We start from the raw sequence: 19,537 nt of genomic DNA, 5'->3' as shown, positions 1-19,537 counted from the left end.
TTGCCAAGACAAAAAGGCCCCAACACAACGGTGTGTTGGGGCATAACTAAGGTAAAACCCTTATGCAATCAACTGAAATTAAACGACTTGTAACTCGCCATTTCGCCAAGGTTCAATGACAACTTTAATGTGGTCGTTTGGTGTCATAAGTTGCTTAAATGCACCTTCCACGCCATCCATACCCACTTTCGCCGTCAGCATTTTCTGCCATGGAACTTTGCCTTCCGCAATGGCTTGAAGGCACTGCTCAAACTCATGTGGCTGATAGTAGTAAGAGAAACGCAGATCAAGCTCTTTTACTGTCGCGTAAGCGTAGTTGACGCTCGTAGGTGTGGTATGAATACCAGTCACTACGATGCGAGCACCAGCTGGAGCACGACGAATAAAGTCATCAATCAACGTATGTTTACCTACACATTCAAAGATAACCAGACGTGAATCTGTTGCGACTTCAGCACCGACTGCAACTTCGTCTTCTTTGGTTGGATTAACAACACGTGTTGCACCAAACTCTTTCGCCAGTTCCAGCTTCTCATCTTGAATATCGACCGCCAGAATATTAGTAACTCCACGCAGTTTAAGCGCTGTGATAGCCGCAAGACCGATAGGACCACAACCCACAACCAATGCCACTTCGTCAGCCTGGATATCACTGCGGTTCACTGCATGCAAACCAACCGCTAGTGGCTCTGTTAACGCGGCAGCTGCTGAAGGTACATTCTCAGGGACAGGCAGAAGCAGTGCTTCATCAAGCAGGAAGTATTCAGAGTATGCACCGTGGATTCCCGGAGTCACACCAACACCAGCGCCATTTTGACTCATGAGGATCGGCACAGAAGTCACGCGGCTACCAACTGACAAAGCTTGTTGTGTATCATCACCGTATTCGACGATTTCCGCACAAAATTCGTGCCCTAACATGACTTGTGTATGGTCATCCATGCTTTCTGACATCACACCAAGCTTGCGGTAAACATCAAATACTTCGTCCGTATGACGTACGATGTGTAAATCTGAACCACAAATACCACACGCTAAGCTACGAACAAGTACTTGGCCCGGTGCTGGTTTAGGCACATCCACCTGCTGCAGATGAACGCCGCCATCCTGCATTACGATACTGTTCATTGTTGTCATGGAATTACTCTCCAAGCTCATCGCTTAAAGCAGCAATCGCACCTGGCTTGATGTAACGCGGTGTGATGCCCTGAGCTTTAGCCGTTGCGATAACCACTTGCTCGATCCAACCCGCGTCCATGATGTTCATGAAGTTGCCGTCTTGGTCAAAGTTAATGTTCGCACCTTGGATGACCATAAAGCCATCTGCACCGCCTGACTCTTCTGGACAGTGGAATGTATGGATAGAACCGCCTGGCTCATACAGGTAGCTGCCAGCCGTTTGTTTTTGATCTGGGTATTCGGTGTAGTGCCACATACCGCTTAGCGTGTAGAAATGCACCACGCCCGTGTGGAAGTGCTTAGGCAGGGTAATACCTGGTTTGAACTTCGCTCGAATTACCCAAGTGCCGTTTTCTGGGTCAAGAAACAGCGGGTAAACATCGACACCCGGCAGTGCATCTTTGATGATTGACTCTTCATTTGTGTTTAGAGTTAACAGAAAATCCTGATGCTGAATAACTTCTGGTAATGACATAACTTGCTTCCTCGCTTTTGTTGTAATTAGACTTCCACGTCTTAGCCCAATAGTGGGTATTTAAAATTCTCGAAACCGTCTGATGCACTGACTGTGCAACCGTTGATGCAATTCGCTTTTTCGCTGACCAAAAATGCAACGACGTTGGCGATTTCTTCTGTTTGAGTAAAGGTATCGCGCATCTGCTCTTTACGGATATGTTCCCAAAGACCAATTGCTTCATATTGGCGTAACATTGGTGTATCCACACGACCCGGTGCGATGGCGCAAACACGAACACCCAACGGTGCAAGCTCCAAAGCTGCACATTTTGTCATCATGTCGACCGCAGCTTTGCTCACGTTATAAGTGAACGTCATTTCCGCCGCCATTTGCGCGTAAACAGAAGAGGTATTAAGGATGACACCTGGTGTGCCTTGTGCCTGAAACTGACGCCCTGCCGCCAAAATGCCGTAGTAAACTCCGTTTTGGTTGACCTTAGAAACGGGCTCGAAATCTGCGACTGGATCATGCTCTAGTAAAGGTTTCGCTAAACCGATGCCAGCGTTGTTGATCATGATATCCAGCTTACCAAACTCCGCGACTGCGTATTTGACCATTGCTTCAACTTGCTGATAATCAGTCACATCGGCCGAAAAGGTTTTTAATGATTTCGGATCTGCGTCTTTATAGACGTCAAGCGACTGCTCTGAAATGTCGACAGCCAGCACATTCGCTCCATGCTCGCGTAACTTGCCTACGATGGCTTGACCAATTCCACCCGCGGCACCTGTGACGATCGCAGTTTTGTTCATCAATTCCATTTAGCTTCCCTTCCACGCTATGTTATGAAAATGTAACTTAGATCAAGTCACTGACACTCACTTGACCTTTTGCGAATAAAATTTGATATATTACGATTCACAAACCATTAACATTTCAAAACCGAGATATGTATATCGTTAGAAGTGGTGCTGCAGACAAATTTGATAGTTTAGTTTCTGAGTACGGACAGAATCCGATAGAGATAATGAAACAGGCGGGACTTTCTGCTGCTCAGTTCCGCGATCCCGATACTTACATCGCTAACTCGAGGCTAGCCGAACTTCTGGAAGTCGCAGCGTTACGCTGTCAGGAGCCCATGTTTGGCGTGTTATTGGCTCAACGGCAAAGCTTTAATGCCTTGGGTGACTTACCGATGCTGGTTGCTCGTGCTGAGACCGTGAAAGAGGCGTTGATGCACGCCAATGACTACCTCTATCTACAATCTTCAGGTGTAAAGTTCTCGATGACGCCACAAGATGACTGGATGAGGCTATCTTTGAGTATTGATACTTACAGTGAGCAAGTTTCCACTCAGCTAATGCAGATGAGCATTATGCAAATGGCGAGGTTTTTGGCAAATTTACTCAACATCGATATGAACAGCTTCACCTTATACCTGACTCAATTTGGCAGTTTAGAACATCGAAGCGAAAGTGCCGCTACCCTTCCCAAAATACGCTTTGGCGAAAAGTTTAACGGCATCATGCTAAAAGCGAGCCTGCTTGATACACGCAACCATCAGGATGAAGATGCGTTAGATAGACACTTCCAGGAGCATCTAAAATATTTGCAAAGTCGTTATCCGGATAACCTGAGTGATCAGGCCAGAGATATGATTGGGCGATTATTGCCAACAGGAGAGTGCAGGGTTGAGCAGGTTGCCAGAGCATTAGATATGCACCCGAGAATGCTACAAATCCGATTAAAAGAGCGGGGAAAAAATTATAGCCAGCTATTAAGACAAGTGAGACAGAGCCTTGCGGAACGGCGCTTGAACGAGAATATTCAAAGTATTACCGATATTGCCCTGCAGCTCGGCTACGCAGAAACGGCGGTATTCAGTCGTCATTTTCGTCAATGGACGGGAAAATCACCGAGTCAGTGGCGAAAAGATCATCAATTAGAAAAAGTAAAAGAGCGCTAATATTAGCGCTCTTTTGTATTAAATTCGGTCATTCACTTTAACGATTTAAGTACACGTTAAAGCTCTGCACCATTCGACGCGATGACTTTTTTGTACCAGTCGAAAGAAGCCTTCTTCTTACGATCTAACGTACCTTCACCATTATTGTCTTTATCGACATAAATGAAGCCATAACGTTTTTCCATCTCACCGGTTGAAGCACTCACCAGGTCGATACAACCCCAAGGTGTGTAACCCCATAATTCAACGCCGTCTTTCACCGCCTCACCCATTTGCTCAATGTGCGCTTTTAGGTAGTCAATACGGTAGCTATCGTTGATGGAACCGTCGTCTTCCACTTTGTCGAACGCGCCTAAACCGTTTTCTACCACCATGAGTGGTTTTTCGTAACGAGCATAGATTTCATTCAGCGTGTAGCGAAGACCAACCGGGTCAATTTGCCAGCCCCAGTCTGATGCTTGCAAGTAAGGGTTCTTTACACCGCCCATTAAGTTACCAGAAGTCGTTTCTTTACTTGAATCCGAGGAAACACAGTTCGACATGTAGTAGCTTAGTGTGTAGTAATCGACGGTTCCTTCAGCAAGGATTTCTGCATCTCCCGCTTCCATTTTCACTTCAATGTTGTTTTCTTCGAAGTAGCGCTTCGCGTAGTACGGATATTGACCGCGCACCTGAATATCACCGCAAAAGTAGTTGTGCATTTTCATATGTTCCTGCGCAAGCACAATATCTTCTGGGTTACAGGTAAATGGGTAAGTGGTCAGGAAGCAGATCATACAACCAACCTTGTTCTCAGGGTTGATCTCATGGCCCAGTTTTACCGCTTTAGCGCTGGCGACAAATTGGTGATGTAACGCCTGAAAACGTAGCTGCGGGTAATCAACCTGATTGATAAAGTCTTCTGTACCTTCGTTAAGGATTCCCAAGCCTAGGTAGTTACCGATAGGCATAGTACCAATGTTGATTTCGTTGAAGGTTAACCAGTATTTTACTTTACCATTGAAACGCTTAAATAGTGTTTCCGCGTAGCGTGTATAGCAATCAACCACTTCTCTGCCAGCCCAGCCGTTGTATTCTTGAGTCAGACCGAACGGCAGTTCGTAATGTGAGATAGTAACCAGCGGCTCTATATCGTATTTTTTTAGCTCGTCGATAACGTCTTCATAGAACTTTAAACCCGCTTCATTGGGTTCCTGCTCCATACCGGTTGGGAAAATTCGCGTCCAGTTAATTGAAAAGCGGAAGGTTTTAAAGCCCATTTCAGCAAACAACGCAATGTCTTCACGAAAACGGTGATAAAAGTCGATCGCTTCATGTGAAGGATAATGAACCCCTTCTTCGATAGTACGAGTGATTCGGCGCGCAACGGTATGAGTACCACCACTAAACATATCACTCGTACTTGGCCCTTTACCATCTACGTTCCAAGCACCTTCAAATTGGTTTGCTGCCGTTGCACCACCCCACATAAAATCTTTTGGAAAAACGTTGTTGCTCATTCTATTCCACCATTATTCAACGAGTTAAAGCATTCCACATCTCGTTCAAACCTGAGTTTAATGTGGTTCTGAGATGTATTTGCATACAATACAACATAAAATGGAACCGGTTACAATTGTGTTTTAGAAATTATTTGGTTTGTCATCCTCAATCAAAAATTGAATTGGGTCTGTAAAATGCGCCAATCTGAACTTAGATAGTGGGTGGTTGCCGCAGCGCTTACGCTTGAGGAGTTCATAAAAAATTGCGCATTACACTACACAAAAAATGGCTCCTAGTAGCATGTTGGCTAGATTTCACATTAACAAAAATGCTCAGAGACAGGACCAACTGGTCACTTTCCATTCAAAAAAAGCGTTTATGAAGCACTTTTTCAAGATGAGAAAGCGATCTAGGTATCGTTTTTGTACTTTCCTGCGGCTCTTTATGTGATCCATTTCTTTATTGTTTTTTATCGATGTTGATGTCAAAAGCGATTCCAACCTATTCTGGAACCGGTTTCGGAAACCGGTTCCAGAAGTATAGCGATAAGTGAATATAATAAAGGGAAAGGTGAATATTATGGCTGCGGTCAGAGATTATGCCCAACTGGCGAAAGACATTCTTTCAGAAGTTGGTGGGCAAGAAAATATTAATCAGTTTTCACGTTGTGCAACTCGATTACGTCTAGTTTTGAAAGAAACTCCGGAAGGTGCGGCTGATAAAATCAAGCAGATGCCTGGTGTTATTACCGTTGTATTAAGTGGCGGTCAGTTTCAGGTAGTTATCGGTACTCACGTATCGGACGTACATGAAGCGATGTCGGCGCTAGTTGATTCGACTTTATTACAAGAAGGTAAACAAAAAGTACGTACGCTGGATGCAATTATTGCAGCGATGTCAGCGATTTTCGCACCAATCGTGTTCATTCTGGCAGCTGCGGGTATTCTGCAGGGTGCTCTGATTTTTGCCAACTTCCTCTTTCCGTCGGTATCGGGCACCGGTACATATGAAGTTCTTAACTTTATGTCCTGGACTCCGTTTGCTTTCTTACCAGTGTTCATCGCAATAACAGCTTCAAAATACTTTCAATGTAACCCGTTTATTGCTGTTCTCTGTGCCTGTGCATTGATTAACCCTTCATGGGGTGCCATTGCCGCACGAATTGCTGATGGAGAAATCGTTACTTTCCTTTCGCTACCGCTAGCGAAGACCGTGTATACATCGTCGGTATTACCACCAATCTTTATGGTGTGGGCACTCAGCTTTGTTGAACGATTCGTGAAACGCATTATTCCAGCGGTTGTCAGCGAATTGTTTACGCCGTTGGCTTGTATGCTGATTATGGTTCCAACCACTCTGGTTCTTATTGGTCCAGCAACCAGCTTAGTTGCAAGCTCTATCGCGGGTGGTTACAACGCGCTATTCGATACGGCTCCGATGCTCGCTGCAGCTCTGATCGGTGGTGTTTGGCAGATCATTGTTATCTTCGGTGTTCACTGGGGTATCACACCAGTGGTATTCGCTAACTACGAAAACTATGGTTATGACTCATTCCAGGCATTTCAGGCTATTGCGGTAATCGCACAAATGGCTGCGGCGTTTGCTGTTGCATTTAAATCACGCAATCGACTGCTAAAAACAACCGGCTTTTCTGCGGGTATAACAGCGGTGTTTGGTATTACTGAGCCAGCACTTTATGGTGTAACTCTGCGTCTGAAAAAACCTTTCGTTTGCGGTTGTATCGGTGGTGCGTTAGGCGCAGTTGTCGCTAGCCTATTTGGTACTTATTACTACGCTTTCGCTGGATTACCAGGTCTTCTAACCGTTGTGAATGCAATTAGCCCTGACAACCCATCATCATTTATGGGCGAGCTGGCTGGCGCGGCTGTGGCAATCGTTTCTACTACCATTATGGTTTACATGGTTGGTTTTGAAGACCCAATCGAAGAAGAAAAGAAACAAGACGTACAACCAGAAGTAAATGCGGCGCCTGCTCTGAAGAAAACAGCGACTTTAGTTAGCCCACTTAAAGGTCAGGTTATTCCACTTGAATCTGTTAATGATGAAAGTTTCTCGCAAAAACTTCTGGGTGATGGCGTGGCTATCAAACCGACTGAAGGTGTTGTTCGCGCTCCATGTGATGCGACGATTTCATCAGTCATCGAAACAAAACACGCCGTGGGTATGACGGCGACTAATGGCGCAGAAGTATTGATTCACGTCGGCCTTGACACAGTAGAACTCAAGGGTCAATTCTTTGAATATCTGGTTGAACTCGACCAAGAAGTTAAAGCCGGTGACCCATTAATCAAGTTTGACCTGCAAAGTATTGCTGCAGCGGGTTATGACACAACCACACCGTTTATCGTGATGAACAGTGAGGAGTATGAATTTGAACTGATCGAGCAAGATCAAGAAGACAAACAAATTGAAATTGGACAGCCTGTAATTCAAATGGCTTAAGGGTAAGTAAAGATGAGTAATGTATTTCCTGACGACTTTCTATGGGGCGGCGCAGTAGCAGCACACCAAGTCGAAGGCGGATGGGACCGTGATGGAAAAGGTCCAAGTATTGTAGATGTGTTGTCCGGTGGTGACGTCAACACTCAACGTAAAATTACCGATGGTGTGTTAGAGGGTTACCACTACCCTAACCACGAGGCTACAGCATTTTACGATCACTACAAAGGTGATGTTGCACTGCTTGCCGAGATGGGCTTTAAATGTTTCCGTACGTCGATCTACTGGCCACGTATTTTCCCTAAAGGTGACGAGTTAGTACCAAACGAAGCGGGCTTACAGTACTACGATGACTTGTTCGATGAGTTATTGAAACACGGTATTGAGCCAGTTATTACCTTATCTCACTTTGAAATGCCACTGCATTTGTCAAAAGAGTATGGTGGCTTTAAAGACCGTCGCGTGGTCGACTTCTTTGTTCGCTACGCAGAAACCGTGATGCGTCGCTACAAGAACAAAGTAAAATACTGGATGACGTTTAACGAGATCAACAACCAACGCGATTTGCATTTACCTCTGTGGGGTTACTCAAACTCAGGCGTAGATTACACGGTTGAGGAAAATCCGGAAGAGTGTATGTACCAGGTGGTTCACCATGAAATGGTAGCCAGTGCAAAAGTGGTCAAGTTAGGTCATGAGATCAACCCGGACTTCCAAATTGGCTGTATGGTTGCGTGGGTACCAATTTATCCATATTCGTGTAATCCGGATGACGTCATGCTGGCTCAAGAAGCAATGCGTAACCGTTTCTTCTTCAGCGATGTCCATATGCGCGGTGAGTATCCGGCATACACGCTGAAAGATTGGGAACGTAAAGGCTACAACATCCAGATGGAACCAGGCGATCTGGAAATCTTAAAAGAAGGCGTTTGCGACTATATCGGCTTTAGTTACTACATGTCAGTAGCGGTAAAAGCTGATGCTGAAGAAACAACAGAAGGCTCAATGAGTGGCTTTACTGGCAGCGTTAAGAACCCATACGTTCAAGCCTCTGAATGGGGTTGGCAGATTGACCCTGTCGGCTTGCGTTACTCGCTTTGTGAACTGTATGAGCGCTACAACAAGCCATTATTCATTGTAGAAAATGGTTTTGGCGCGATAGACAAAGTCGAAGATAACGGTGAAATCAATGATGACTACCGAATCGACTACCTGAAAGCGCATATTGAAGAAATGCAGAAAGCCGTTAATTACGATGGCGTTGATCTGATGGGTTACACCCCTTGGGGCTGTATCGACTGTGTTTCTTACGGTACGGGTGAATACCGTAAACGCTATGGCTTTATCCATGTTGATCGCCACGACGATGGCACAGGTACCATGGAACGTAGCCGTAAGAAGAGTTTCTTCTGGTACAAAGACGTTATCAGCAGCAACGGTGAAAAACTGTAAATTGTCCTGAGCTTAGTCTTATAAAAATACACCCTACGTCTCAGACTCTGGGTGTATTTTTTTTGCCTGAAACAGGGCAAAATAATCCTATTCGATCTTAGTGATAGTCATCACAACGCTTAGCAATATTCGTTTCTCACCGGCCAGTCGAGAGCTACTATCACTGAAAATGGAACCGGTTACATTAATAAAAATATAACCGGAAGTGGTTTTAAAAATATCCACTGGAAATAGCAAACAATGGAATCCACGAACACTGAAAATAACAAAAATCTTTCTCTCGGTAGCCAGGTAATTCAGGTCGTATCCGATAGCTTTTCACCCATTATAGGTGTGATGGCGGGTGCTGGTATGCTCAAAGCACTGTTAGCAATTTTGCTTATGTCGGGTTGGCTTTCAGCAGAAAGCAGCACCTACCTGACGCTGTCTGCTGCGGGCAACGCGGTTTTTTATTTTTTGCCGGTTATGTTGGGAAGCTCGATAGCAGTAAGACTAGGAGCGAATGGTTATATCGGTGCAACCATTGGCGCGGCGCTGCTTGAACCCAATTTTATTGCCATGATTGGTCATCACGAAAATACCTTTATGGGCGTACCTTTTACCGCAATGAGTTACGCCTCAACCGTTTTTCCTATCTTCATTGCAATTGCGGCATTGGCTCTGCTGGAAAAAAGAGTGCAGCAGCTATGCCCTACAAACGTAAAGTTATTTCTGGTACCCATGCTCTGTTTGCTAATCATAGTGCCGATGACAGTCACCGTATTTGGCCCTATTGGGATCTATCTAGGCGATATAGTCGCGGCAGGTATTGAACACCTTCAGGCATACAGCTCAATGCTCACTGGCGCAGTCATTGGCGCAAGCATCATGTTCCTGGTGATCTTCGGATTACATTGGGGCATTTTCCCTGTAGTGATCGCTAACGCTGCTGCTGGAGGGGACTCGATTTTCCCAATGTGGGCGCCGAGTACTTTCGCTCAGATAGGTGTCGCATTTGCCATTTGCATACGAGCACGCAGTTCAGAAGTACGAACACTAGCGGGACCTGCCGCTTTTACAGGATTGCTTGCCGGTGTTACGGAACCCATCATTTATGGTTTAATTTTACGTTACCGCCGCACGATTCCTATTGTGGTGATTTCTGGCATGCTAGGTGGAGCGCTCAATGGTTACTTTCAGGTAAAAATGACCGCATTTGCATTTCATAGCATCTTTACTATCCCAGTCTTTTCCCCAGCGTTAATTTACTTCCTGGGCATTGCTGTTGCGTTCTCTTTGGCGATGCTGCTGACTTTCGTGTTTGGTTTTGAGCGTACTAACGCATCACAGATGAATACCGTCGCTGGCTACAATTGCAGCTAACGGATTTTGATCAAGGCAGATTACTCGGAAGGAATTGGACTTCACCACTCAACGGGTGAAGTCCTTTTAGTCGTTAACCAAGAAGTTTCAGAACCTCTTGGGAAGATGGAAAATCTTCAAGCGAAGTGAGTTTGATATCCGCGATACCAAAACGCGGATTCATTTCTTGTCCCGGCTCAGGCACACATATCGCGGTCATACCTGCTGCCTTCGCTGCAATCAAACCATTGACCGAATCTTCAATCGCCAGACAATTATAAGGTTCAGCATTCAACTTAACTGCTGCATCCATATACACTTGAGGATGAGGTTTTCCATACGGAAGGTGCTCCGCGGAAACATAGATCGAGAAATATTTACCTATTTCAAATGTTTCCAGAACCGCTTCGATTAAGCGTAATGGCGAAGATGACGCCAAGCCTATTTTCAAACCGGTCTTCGCCAGTAAATCTAGCGACTCCTTTACACCAGGAAGTAATTGACCATGTGCCTTAATTTGTCCTATCACTTCCGTCAAAATAGCATCCGCAAGATCGGGCGCGCACTTCGGGTCTAAATCGCAGTAGCGAATCCAGTAATTGGCGATTTCGTCGATGCGTAGCCCAGTACTCTGGTAAGCAAGCTGTTCGGTAATCTGGCCACCAAAACGGGCAGCGGCATTAACTTTTGCCTTACGCCAGAAAGGTTCGGAATCAACAAGCACGCCGTCCATATCAAAAATAATTGTATCTATCAAAATGGTTTCCTGTTCCTAAGATGTGAAAAGTGGTAAATAAATGACTTTAAGATGCAGGATTCAGATTGCGCTGTCTCGACAGGTTAACCCAGTAGGTGCCAACTCAGGAAGACAACTTAATAGCGAAGCGTGTTGATACTTTTACTCATCAAGAACCCTCTGATTTTCCATGACAGTATAGCAACCGATGTAACCGGTTTCAGTCAGTTAATTAATTTTTTCAAAAAAGTGTGACGTCCAGCATAAGGCGACAACATTATATACCAAACGACGTTTACTCCGGTTGTGAATGAACACCAGTTTATGGATAAAAAAAGACAACAGTTTACTTTCGTTTGGACAAATAGTGTAAACTGATAAGCTGTTGTGTTTGGGAATAAAAAAATGGCCACAATCAAAGACGTATGTAGAGCGGCAGGCGTGTCGAAGGCAACCGTATCCAGAGTTATTAATGGAAGCGAATATGTTAAAGATCAGACACGTGAGTCTGTATTAGCAGCAATGAAATCTTTAGGCTATCAACCTAATGCTTTTGCCCGTGCTCTGGCGACAAATAGTTACAATACATTCGGTTTAATTCTTCCTCATTTTGAAAGCCACTATTTTAGTTCCATTCTGACCCAAGCGGCACTGGATATGCAAAAAGCAGACAAGAAATTGTTTGTTATGAATAGCAGCGATAACGCAGAAGGGGAAGAGGACGCGGTTCGCTCTCTGAATGCCCATAACTGTGATGCCATTCTGATTTATAGCCGCCACTTATCTGAACAGCAGCTTTCTACGCTTCAACAGGAAATCAAAACCCAGCTTATCGTGATCAACCGTGCTTTGGATGATGAAAAGTTATTCAGTTTCGGTTTTGACCAGGAGCAAGTGGCTCGTCTTGCAACCAACTACCTTTTGGACATTGGCCATAAACACGTCGCCTGTATAACTACACCAATGTCCAGCAGTACCGGTCATAAACGTCTTTCTGCCTACAAAGAAGCCCTGAAAGAGCATAGTATAGAAATCGTCGACTCACTTATTTTGGAAGGTGAGAGCACCACCAAAAGTGGTTATGACGCAACAATCAAACTCATTGATAGTGGCACACCTTTTAGCGCTATTTTTTCTTGTACTGACTCAATGGCCATCGGCGCTATCCGCGCATTGCATGACAGAGGAATCAAGGTTCCAGAGCAGGTTTCCGTCATCGGTATTGATGGAGATCCGACTGCCGATTATATCGTGCCACGCCTGTCTACAGTTACGTTGCCAGTTTTGGAGCTAACCCGAGACGCTGTCACCACGGCACTTACACTCAATAAAGAAAAAGAAAGCGACCAAAAGCATTTCCAGTATCAGGGTACGCTAGAAGTAAAAGAGTCAACTCTCAGAGTAAATGGATAAAACTCATTGACCAGCCTAAATACGTTCTTTTTCCCGCGCCTTCCTTCCCGGCGCGGGCTCACTAAGTTAAAAACGCGCCCAATTAGCGTCTAAGCATTCGACTATCGCTATCAATCTTTGAGCAGAAGTCAAAGATGATCAGCTCACAGCCTACACTTAAAAAATCCAGAATATACAAAAACCTACCGATTTAATTTTCCATAGTGCACCTTTGTCGCAAAACGAGTGTCAGCGTTTTTTACATAAAAAAATGCGGCATTAAGGACAAATCTCAACCACACTTGTTTTTATTGATAAGAATTAAAATGACGGGGAGCAGATAAATGTGCCGATATTTTTAACCATCGATTTCAAGCTGTGGTTGAAAATAACGACAGGTCTAGGTGACCTGAATATGGAATTTAAGACCTCACCTCCGAGGGCTAAGAGCATCGGATTTTCCACAAGGAGAGTGTATGAGAGGCATTACTATGCATTTTACGTTGGAAGAATTCCAAGAACGTTTATCTAAAGTTCGACAGTCGATGCTCGAACGAGAATTAGATGTACTCATTATCCATGACCCATCCAACATGTCTTGGTTGACTGGGTATGATGGATGGTCTTTTTACGTGCCTCAATGCGTGATTGTAGGTCCTGAAGGCGAACCTATCTGGTTTGGGCGCTACCACGACGCAAACGGCGCTTATCGAACCGCGTATATGTCGGCTGAGAACATCGCCTCCTACCCCGATCATTATGTGATGAACCCGCCTCTGCACCCAATGGATTATTTGGTTGAGTCGGTATTGACTCCTCGCTGCTGGGACCGTGGCCGCATAGGCGTAGAAAAAGACAACTATTACTTTAGCGCGACCGCATACGAATCGCTGATTAACCATTTGCCGAATGCGCAGTTGCTTGATGCTACTGGCTTGGTGAATTGGTGTCGTGCGGTAAAGTCTGACCAAGAGCTATCGTATATGTACCGCGCCGCACGTATTGTAGAAAATATGCATCGTGTTGCTTTTGACATGATAGAGCCGGGCTTACCGAAACATCACCTAGTAGCAGAAATTAACCGTCAGGCCGTCCTTGGCCATGAGGAACATTTTGGTGATTACACCGCTATTGTTCCGCTATTACCTTCAGGTGCCGATGCGTCTGCGCCTCACTTAACCTGGGACGACAGGCCGTTCAAAAAAGGAGAAGGCACTTTTTTTGAAATCGCAGGGGCGCACCGGCGTTACCACTGTCCTTTATCTCGCACCATTTTCTTGGGCGAGCCCGATGATAAATTCAAACGCGCCGATGAAGCACTGACTCGCGGACTTGAAGCTGGTTTAGAGGCCGCTAAACCTGGCAACACTTGTGCTGATATTGCCAATGCGTTGAACAAGGTCCTCGACAAAGCAGGATTTTCCCGTGAAGGGGCTCGTTGTGGTTACCCTATTGGCCTCAGCTATCCCCCAGATTGGGGCGAGAGAACCATGAGCCTTCGCGACTCCGACAATACCGTGCTACAGGAAGGAATGACCTTCCACTTTATGCCTGGCCTGTGGTTTAAAGACTGGGGGTTAGAGACAACAGAAAGCATTGTCATCACCCGACTTGGCGCAAAAACCCTGTGTGATTTTCCGCGCCATTTGTTTATTAAACACTGATTAAACAGGGTTAATACAAAAAGATTTCGTAAAGAAAAGGAGTTTGCATGCAAGATAGCTCGATCACAGCCACTGTCGACTTTGACCGAGAAGGTATCCAACACGGATTTCTAACCCTACCTCACTCCCATGATGATTCCGCGTGGGGAAGCATTATGATCCCGATAACCGTGATAAAAAATGGTCCGGGTCCAACATCACTTTTGACTGGCGGCAACCATGGTGACGAATATGAAGGGATCACCAGTCTCTTAAAGCTATCGAGTTCACTACAGCCCGAACAAATACGTGGACGCGTGATTATGGTGCCAATGATGAATTTACCAGCGGTCCAGAATGCCTCTCGCACTTCCCCTATCGACAAAGGTAACTTAAACCGAAGTTTTCCCGGTAACCCTGTAGGAACCGTAACAGAAAAAATCGCCGATTATTTTACTCGCTATCTGGTGCCATTGTGCGATTTCGCTCTGGATATTCACTCTGGGGGAAAAACCCTGGATATCCTGCCGTTCGCAGCGGCCCACCGCTTAGAGAACCCAGAACAAGAAGAAGCAAGCATATTGGGTGCAAAACTGTTTGGCGCCCCTTACACCATGATCATGCTCGAAATGGATGCCACCAGCTTGTATGACACCGCCGTCGAGTCTCAGGGGAAAGTGTTCGTCACCACTGAACTGCGCGGGGGCGGAACCAGTACCCCGCAAACAATTCAATATGCAGACCGTGGTATTCGTAATTTTTTACGCTATGCCGGCAACCTTTCTGGTGAGTACGCAACACCCGCTCAGCCAACCCAATTACTCGACATGCCAGACGCAGACTGTTACGTACAAAGTCAGCACAAAGGGATCACAGAGTACCTGTTTGAGCTTGGAGACGTCGTCAAGCAAGGCGATGTTATTGTCAGAGTCTACTCTACCGAACGCACTGGTGAAGCTCCGATAGAGTACCAAGCAGAGCGAGGCGGTATTTTCGCTGCGCGCCGTTTTCCTGCTATGGTGAATATTGGAGATACGCTCGCTGTCATCGCGAAAGATTGCGGAGAATTCATTTAAACATCTGGCTTACTTTCGTCAGTATTTCGTCCAAACCAGGAGGAGAATAATCATGCGCCTCGATCGCTACGACGTCAAAATTCTGCAGATCCTTCATGACAATGGTCGCATTACTAAATCCCATCTAGCGGAAGAAATAAACCTGTCCGTCAGCCCATGCTGGGAACGGGTAAAAAAACTCGAAGAAGCGGGCATCATCGAAGGTTATGGCGCAAAGGTGAATACCGATGTGTTATTTAAACGCACTTCCGTCATGGTCGAGGTTTCGCTCAAAGAGCACAACGCGCAGGCTTTCAAACGCTTCGAGCAATTGGTCAGGCACACCCCCGAAGTGACCGACTGTTATGCCACTGGTGGCGGCATTGATTACATCCTCAAAATTCAGTCAGAGGACATCGACCAATACCAGCGACTGATTGATAACTGGCTGGATTCTGAAGTGGGCATTGAACGCTATTTTACTTACATCGTTACCAAAACCATCAAGCGAGATTCAGGTAGTTTAGAGATCAGTCAAAACGCGTTGTTATAAAAGGAAAAGTTAAACCGGTAGTGAGCAGAAAAAATCGCTATTTTCTGCCTTTATAAAGAAAAATTTCATCGTACCAGCCCTCCCATCAGAAATAATTTATCCCTCTCCTCGATTACAGTTTAACTATGGACAACGATGCTTGAGAGGGACTTATGGCAGCACTTCACAACTTTCATGGTGACGAAGTTAAAGCTTCACACGACATGATGGCGATCATGAAGGACGTACGCTTGGTCAGAGGGTTAGCGTACGTTAACGGTAAATGGACCAGCGGTGATAATTTCCACCCAGTAAGTAATCCGGCCGATGATACGGTTATCGGTTACATCACCCGACTGTCTCAGCAGCAGCTATACAAAGCCATTGATGATGCCGATCGCGCCTTTCGTCAATGGCGCCAAATGCAGGCAGAAGAGCGCGCTGAAATATTAATGCGCTGGCATGACCTAATTCTGCAATCCAAACAGGATCTCGCCCGCTTAATGGTAATGGAGCAGGGGAAAACCTTATGCGACGCGCTGGGCGAAATAGATTACGGTGCATCGTTTGTGCGTTGGTTTGCTGAAGAAGCCCGTCGTAGCTACGGTGAAACCATCCCAAGTCATATACCCAATGCCCAACTTTCCACAATACGCGAACCAATTGGGGTTGCAGCGCTCATTACGCCATGGAATTTCCCCAATGCCATGGTCACGAGAAAAGCGGCCGCCGCGTTAGCTATTGGCTGCCCGGTGATCATTAAGCCCGCCAGTGAGACACCTTTTTCCTCCTTAGCATTGGCGGAATTGGCTGATAGAGCAGGATTTCCGGCAGGCGTGTTTAACGTTGTCACTGGTGACGCTTCCATGGTTTCTCAGACCCTTTGTCGCTCAGACAAGGTCAAAGCGCTCTCTTTCACTGGGTCGACTCGCGTAGGCAAACTGCTACTTCGTGACGCAGCCCAAACTGTGAAGAAATGCAGTATGGAGCTGGGTGGCAACGCGCCCTTTATCGTACTGCCTGATATGGAAGTTGAAGCAGCAGCCAAAGCCGCCGTAGACGCAAAATTTCAAACTGCGGGACAAGATTGCTTGGCTGCAAACCGAATTTTCGTACCGCAGGATAAATACGAGCCGTTCTTAGAAGCCTTTGCCAAACACATGAGCAAGATTGTGCTGGGTAACGGCTTAGACGACAAGTCGACTATGGGACCGCTGATCAATCGAGCGGCCGTGGACAAAGCTCATGATCTCGTGCGTGATGCCCTTGATAAAGGTGCAAGATTAGTCGCGGGTTACCACGAAGTGGTTCCAGGCGATAACTTCTTCGCTCCGACTCTACTCGCCGATGTAACACCAGAGATGGACGTCTACCGTGAAGAGAACTTTTGCCCCGTCGCTGGTGTGCTTCCTTATCAGGATTTAGACCGCGTTATAGAAATGAGCAACAACACCGAATATGGCCTCGCTGCCTATGTTTATGGTCATGATATTCGCCTGATCTGGCGATGTATGCGTGGGTTAGAGTTTGGCATGGTAAGCGTAAACTCCGTCAAGATGACTGGCCATCCAATACCCTTTGGCGGCGTAAAACAGTCCGGATTAGGACGGGAGGGAAGCCTTCACGGCTTTGAAGAATACAGCGAGATTAAATATTGCTGCTTAGGTGCATTGCCGACAGTCAGTGGCAGTTGAGACAGGAAATTACAATATCAACAGGAGAATGATTATGAGCACTAAAACCCAACAACTTCTAGAGATCGATCGTCAACGTGTTTTTCATGCCTCAACCCACCTCAAGCAATACGCGGCTGGTGAGCTTCCGGGCAGAATCATATCAAGCGGACAAGGCATTCGAATCACCGACTCAGAAGGCACTGAGCTTATCGACGGATTTGCTGGCTTGTATTGCGTAAATATTGGATATGGCAGAACAGAGATGGCAGAGGCGATTTACGAGCAAGCGAAAGAGTTGGCGTACTACCATACCTATGTTGGTCACACCAATGAAGCCTTGGTTAAACTCTCAGACCGAATTATCAAAATGGCACCGAACGGCATGAGCAAAGTTTACTACGGAATGTCCGGTAGTGACGCCAACGAAACCCAGCTCAAATTAGTCTGGTACTACAACAATGTTCGTGGTTTGCCAGAGAAGAAAAAGATCATCTCCCGTGATCGCGCTTACCATGGCTCAAGTATCGCGTCTGGCTCTATGACCGGATTACCCCTGTTCCATGCGCACTTTGATCTGCCACTGGAGCGCATCAAGCACACCATGGCGCCCTACTATTACCGCCGAGAAGATGACAGCATGTCGGAGCTGGAATTCTCCCAATACTGTGCGGATCAGCTTGAGTCGATGATACTTGCCGAAGGGCCTGAAACGGTCGCAGCAATGATAGCAGAACCTGTACTCGGAACCGGTGGTATTGTCCCGCCTCCAGAAGGCTATTGGCAAGCTATCCGTAAAGTTCTCGATAAATACGATGTTCTGTTGATCGCCGATGAAGTAGTGTGTGGCTTTGGTCGTTTGGGCTCTGATTTTGGCTCTATCCACTATGACATGAAGCCAGACCTTATTACAGTTGCAAAAGGCTTAACATCGGCATACCAGCCTCTTTCAGGCGTGATTGTCGGCGAACGAGTTTGGAATGTTCTGGAAAACGGTACAGACCTCTGGGGAGCAATCGGCCATGGATATACCTATTCAGGGCATCCAATGGGAGCAGCAGCGGCGAACTGCAACTTAGATATCATTGAGCGAGAAGGCTTAGTGCAAAACGCAGCAGATGTGGGCGCTTACTTGCAACAACGTATGAGTGAAACCTTCAAAGATCATCCGCTCGTCGGCGATTCTCGTGGTATTGGTTTACTGCATGCCCTGGAGTTTTCGCCAGACAAACTGCGTCGCGCGCACTTTGATCCCAATTTAAAAGTGGGCCCACAAGTCTCGGCGGCTTGTCTGGAAGTCGGCCTGATTGCACGAGCCATGCCTCATGGTGACATTCTGGGCTTTGCGCCAGCGCTAATCACCAACCGCAATGATGTCGACACTATCGTGGCTAAAGCGCACCGAGCGGTCAATAAAGTGATGGATAACCTCGTCACCTCTAAACAGTGGAACGCTAAATAACCACTTTAAACGTCAAATATACTGAGCATGACATGCCGGCTTTTACCTCAAAAGCCGGCATTTTATTAGGATATTCGCCCTACTTCCCTTCCTCACTCTTTTATTGCTGATCAGGACTGGTTAAAATAGCCAAAATTGCGGATTAACTGGATTAAACATGGCAAAACTAACCCTTCAAGAACAAATGCTAAAAGCTGGCTTGGTTAACGAGAAAAAACTCAAGAAAGCGAAAAAAGGCTCGAAAAAATCCCGCGTTCAGGCACGCGAAGTCAAAGCGGCCGTTGAAGAGAGCAAACGCCAGCAGTTAGAACGAGATAAAGCGTTGAGCGAACAACAGAATGCTGAACGTTTGAGTAAAGAAATCAAAGCTCAAATCAATCAATTGATCGAAATGAACAAAGTTGATTTGAAAGATGGCGACATCAAATACAACTTTACCGACGGCACTTTGGTGAAATCACTCTACGTTGATTCTCTGATTCGTGAACAGTTGATCAAAGGTATTCTGGCTATTGCGATTGTAGGCGAGAGCTATGTGGTTATCCCTCGTGGCGTGGCAAACAAAATTGCGCAGCGTGACGAGTCTGTGATTATCGATCAAAAAGAACCTGAAGCCGACATTCCTGCAGAAGATGACCCATATGCAGAGTTCGTCGTTCCTGATGATTTGATGTGGTAATTCACCAACACCTAAAAACGAAAGGCAG

The 19,537-nt window shown here is 46.0% G+C and carries 16 protein-coding genes; 11 read left to right on the top strand and 5 right to left on the bottom strand.

Annotated features, from left to right (window positions below):
• Positions 1–78: 78 nt before the first annotated feature.
• From RXX31_RS13615 to RXX31_RS13605, 3 genes are read right to left on the bottom strand one after another with little or no spacing between them, the layout of a single operon-like run.
• Positions 79–1,137 (bottom strand): zinc-binding dehydrogenase, encoded by a 1,059-nt coding sequence (locus RXX31_RS13615; protein ID WP_317590008.1) that lies wholly within the window; start codon positions 1,135–1,137, stop codon positions 79–81.
• A 4-nt stretch (positions 1,138–1,141) separates the two neighbouring features.
• Positions 1,142–1,654, bottom strand: a complete 513-nt coding sequence (locus tag RXX31_RS13610; RefSeq protein WP_014233718.1) for a 2,4'-dihydroxyacetophenone dioxygenase family protein — start codon at positions 1,652–1,654, stop codon at positions 1,142–1,144.
• Between the two features lie 41 nt (positions 1,655–1,695).
• Positions 1,696–2,457, bottom strand: coding sequence for an SDR family oxidoreductase (locus RXX31_RS13605; RefSeq protein ID WP_317590006.1), 762 nt, complete (start codon positions 2,455–2,457; stop codon positions 1,696–1,698).
• A 128-nt stretch (positions 2,458–2,585) separates the two neighbouring features.
• On the opposite strand from RXX31_RS13605, the gene RXX31_RS13600 reads away from it, so the two are divergent.
• On the top strand, positions 2,586–3,602 hold the full coding sequence (locus tag RXX31_RS13600) for an AraC family transcriptional regulator (protein WP_317590004.1): 1,017 nt from the start codon (positions 2,586–2,588) through the stop codon (positions 3,600–3,602).
• Positions 3,603–3,658: 56 nt separating this feature from the next.
• On the opposite strand, the gene RXX31_RS13595 is transcribed toward RXX31_RS13600, so the two are convergent.
• On the bottom strand, positions 3,659–5,101 hold the full coding sequence (locus tag RXX31_RS13595; RefSeq protein ID WP_317590003.1) for a glycoside hydrolase family 1 protein: 1,443 nt from the start codon (positions 5,099–5,101) through the stop codon (positions 3,659–3,661).
• Positions 5,102–5,663: 562 nt separating this feature from the next.
• Here RXX31_RS13595 and RXX31_RS13590 point away from each other — a divergent pair.
• The 3 genes from RXX31_RS13590 (at position 5,664) to RXX31_RS13580 (ending at position 10,358) form a co-directional block, all read left to right on the top strand.
• Positions 5,664–7,547 (top strand): beta-glucoside-specific PTS transporter subunit IIABC, encoded by a 1,884-nt coding sequence (locus tag RXX31_RS13590; RefSeq protein WP_317590002.1) that lies wholly within the window; start codon positions 5,664–5,666, stop codon positions 7,545–7,547.
• 12 nt (positions 7,548–7,559) lie between these two features.
• Positions 7,560–8,996 (top strand): 6-phospho-beta-glucosidase, encoded by a 1,437-nt coding sequence (locus RXX31_RS13585; protein ID WP_317590000.1) that lies wholly within the window; start codon positions 7,560–7,562, stop codon positions 8,994–8,996.
• Positions 8,997–9,236: 240 nt separating this feature from the next.
• A complete protein-coding gene (locus RXX31_RS13580; protein ID WP_317589999.1) occupies positions 9,237–10,358 on the top strand; it encodes a PTS transporter subunit EIIC in 1,122 nt (373 codons plus the stop codon).
• A 73-nt stretch (positions 10,359–10,431) separates the two neighbouring features.
• Here RXX31_RS13580 and hxpB read toward each other — a convergent pair whose 3' ends face one another.
• Positions 10,432–11,094 carry a hexitol phosphatase HxpB gene (gene hxpB, locus RXX31_RS13575; protein ID WP_317589997.1) on the bottom strand — a complete coding sequence of 221 codons (663 nt, stop codon included), beginning with the start codon at positions 11,092–11,094 and terminating at the stop codon, positions 10,432–10,434.
• 384 nt (positions 11,095–11,478) lie between these two features.
• Between hxpB and RXX31_RS13570 the strand changes: the two genes are divergently transcribed.
• The 7 genes from RXX31_RS13570 to RXX31_RS13540 all read left to right on the top strand — a co-directional run bounded on the left by RXX31_RS13570 (position 11,479) and on the right by RXX31_RS13540 (position 19,509).
• Positions 11,479–12,486: a LacI family DNA-binding transcriptional regulator gene (locus tag RXX31_RS13570; protein ID WP_317589996.1), complete on the top strand. Its 1,008-nt coding sequence runs from the start codon at positions 11,479–11,481 to the stop codon at positions 12,484–12,486.
• A 455-nt stretch (positions 12,487–12,941) separates the two neighbouring features.
• A complete protein-coding gene (gene doeA / locus RXX31_RS13565) occupies positions 12,942–14,129 on the top strand; it encodes an ectoine hydrolase DoeA (protein ID WP_317589995.1) in 1,188 nt (395 codons plus the stop codon).
• A 47-nt stretch (positions 14,130–14,176) separates the two neighbouring features.
• Entirely contained in the window at positions 14,177–15,184 is a 1,008-nt protein-coding gene (gene doeB / locus RXX31_RS13560) for a N(2)-acetyl-L-2,4-diaminobutanoate deacetylase DoeB (RefSeq protein WP_317589994.1), read from the top strand.
• Positions 15,185–15,236: 52 nt separating this feature from the next.
• Positions 15,237–15,716: an Lrp/AsnC family transcriptional regulator gene (locus tag RXX31_RS13555; RefSeq protein WP_317589993.1), complete on the top strand. Its 480-nt coding sequence runs from the start codon at positions 15,237–15,239 to the stop codon at positions 15,714–15,716.
• Between the two features lie 152 nt (positions 15,717–15,868).
• Complete coding sequence (locus tag RXX31_RS13550) at positions 15,869–17,389, top strand: NAD-dependent succinate-semialdehyde dehydrogenase (protein WP_317589992.1); 1,521 nt, start codon at positions 15,869–15,871, stop codon at positions 17,387–17,389.
• A 34-nt stretch (positions 17,390–17,423) separates the two neighbouring features.
• Complete coding sequence (locus RXX31_RS13545; RefSeq protein ID WP_317589991.1) at positions 17,424–18,830, top strand: aspartate aminotransferase family protein; 1,407 nt, start codon at positions 17,424–17,426, stop codon at positions 18,828–18,830.
• A 157-nt stretch (positions 18,831–18,987) separates the two neighbouring features.
• The gene (locus tag RXX31_RS13540) at positions 18,988–19,509 is read left to right on the top strand and encodes a DUF2058 domain-containing protein (RefSeq protein WP_014233705.1); all 522 of its coding nucleotides are present in this window, start codon (positions 18,988–18,990) and stop codon (positions 19,507–19,509) included.
• Positions 19,510–19,537: the final 28 nt, after the last annotated feature.

The sequence above is a fragment of the Vibrio sp. EA2 genome, from assembly GCF_033042495.1.
Taxonomy (GTDB): Bacteria; Pseudomonadota; Gammaproteobacteria; order Enterobacterales; family Vibrionaceae; genus Vibrio.
The sequence above is the reverse complement of the archived record's forward strand: the minus strand, read 5'-3'. Positions and strand labels throughout refer to the sequence as shown.

What these genes read in the sequence shown, in the direction of transcription:
- RXX31_RS13540 (WP_014233705.1), top strand. Translation starts at nt 18,988, where the DNA reads ATGGCAAAACTAACCCTTCAAGAACAAATGCTAAAAGCTGGCTTGGTT.
- RXX31_RS13595 (WP_317590003.1), bottom strand. Translation starts at nt 5,101, where the DNA reads ATGAGCAACAACGTTTTTCCAAAAGATTTTATGTGGGGTGGTGCAACG.
- doeB (WP_317589994.1), top strand. Translation starts at nt 14,177, where the DNA reads ATGCAAGATAGCTCGATCACAGCCACTGTCGACTTTGACCGAGAAGGT.
- doeA (WP_317589995.1), top strand. Translation starts at nt 12,942, where the DNA reads ATGAGAGGCATTACTATGCATTTTACGTTGGAAGAATTCCAAGAACGT.
- RXX31_RS13605 (WP_317590006.1), bottom strand. Translation starts at nt 2,457, where the DNA reads ATGGAATTGATGAACAAAACTGCGATCGTCACAGGTGCCGCGGGTGGA.
- RXX31_RS13545 (WP_317589991.1), top strand. Translation starts at nt 17,424, where the DNA reads ATGAGCACTAAAACCCAACAACTTCTAGAGATCGATCGTCAACGTGTT.
- RXX31_RS13590 (WP_317590002.1), top strand. Translation starts at nt 5,664, where the DNA reads ATGGCTGCGGTCAGAGATTATGCCCAACTGGCGAAAGACATTCTTTCA.
- RXX31_RS13615 (WP_317590008.1), bottom strand. Translation starts at nt 1,137, where the DNA reads ATGACAACAATGAACAGTATCGTAATGCAGGATGGCGGCGTTCATCTG.
- RXX31_RS13585 (WP_317590000.1), top strand. Translation starts at nt 7,560, where the DNA reads ATGAGTAATGTATTTCCTGACGACTTTCTATGGGGCGGCGCAGTAGCA.
- RXX31_RS13570 (WP_317589996.1), top strand. Translation starts at nt 11,479, where the DNA reads ATGGCCACAATCAAAGACGTATGTAGAGCGGCAGGCGTGTCGAAGGCA.
- RXX31_RS13600 (WP_317590004.1), top strand. Translation starts at nt 2,586, where the DNA reads ATGTATATCGTTAGAAGTGGTGCTGCAGACAAATTTGATAGTTTAGTT.
- RXX31_RS13580 (WP_317589999.1), top strand. Translation starts at nt 9,237, where the DNA reads ATGGAATCCACGAACACTGAAAATAACAAAAATCTTTCTCTCGGTAGC.
- RXX31_RS13550 (WP_317589992.1), top strand. Translation starts at nt 15,869, where the DNA reads ATGGCAGCACTTCACAACTTTCATGGTGACGAAGTTAAAGCTTCACAC.
- RXX31_RS13555 (WP_317589993.1), top strand. Translation starts at nt 15,237, where the DNA reads ATGCGCCTCGATCGCTACGACGTCAAAATTCTGCAGATCCTTCATGAC.
- RXX31_RS13610 (WP_014233718.1), bottom strand. Translation starts at nt 1,654, where the DNA reads ATGTCATTACCAGAAGTTATTCAGCATCAGGATTTTCTGTTAACTCTA.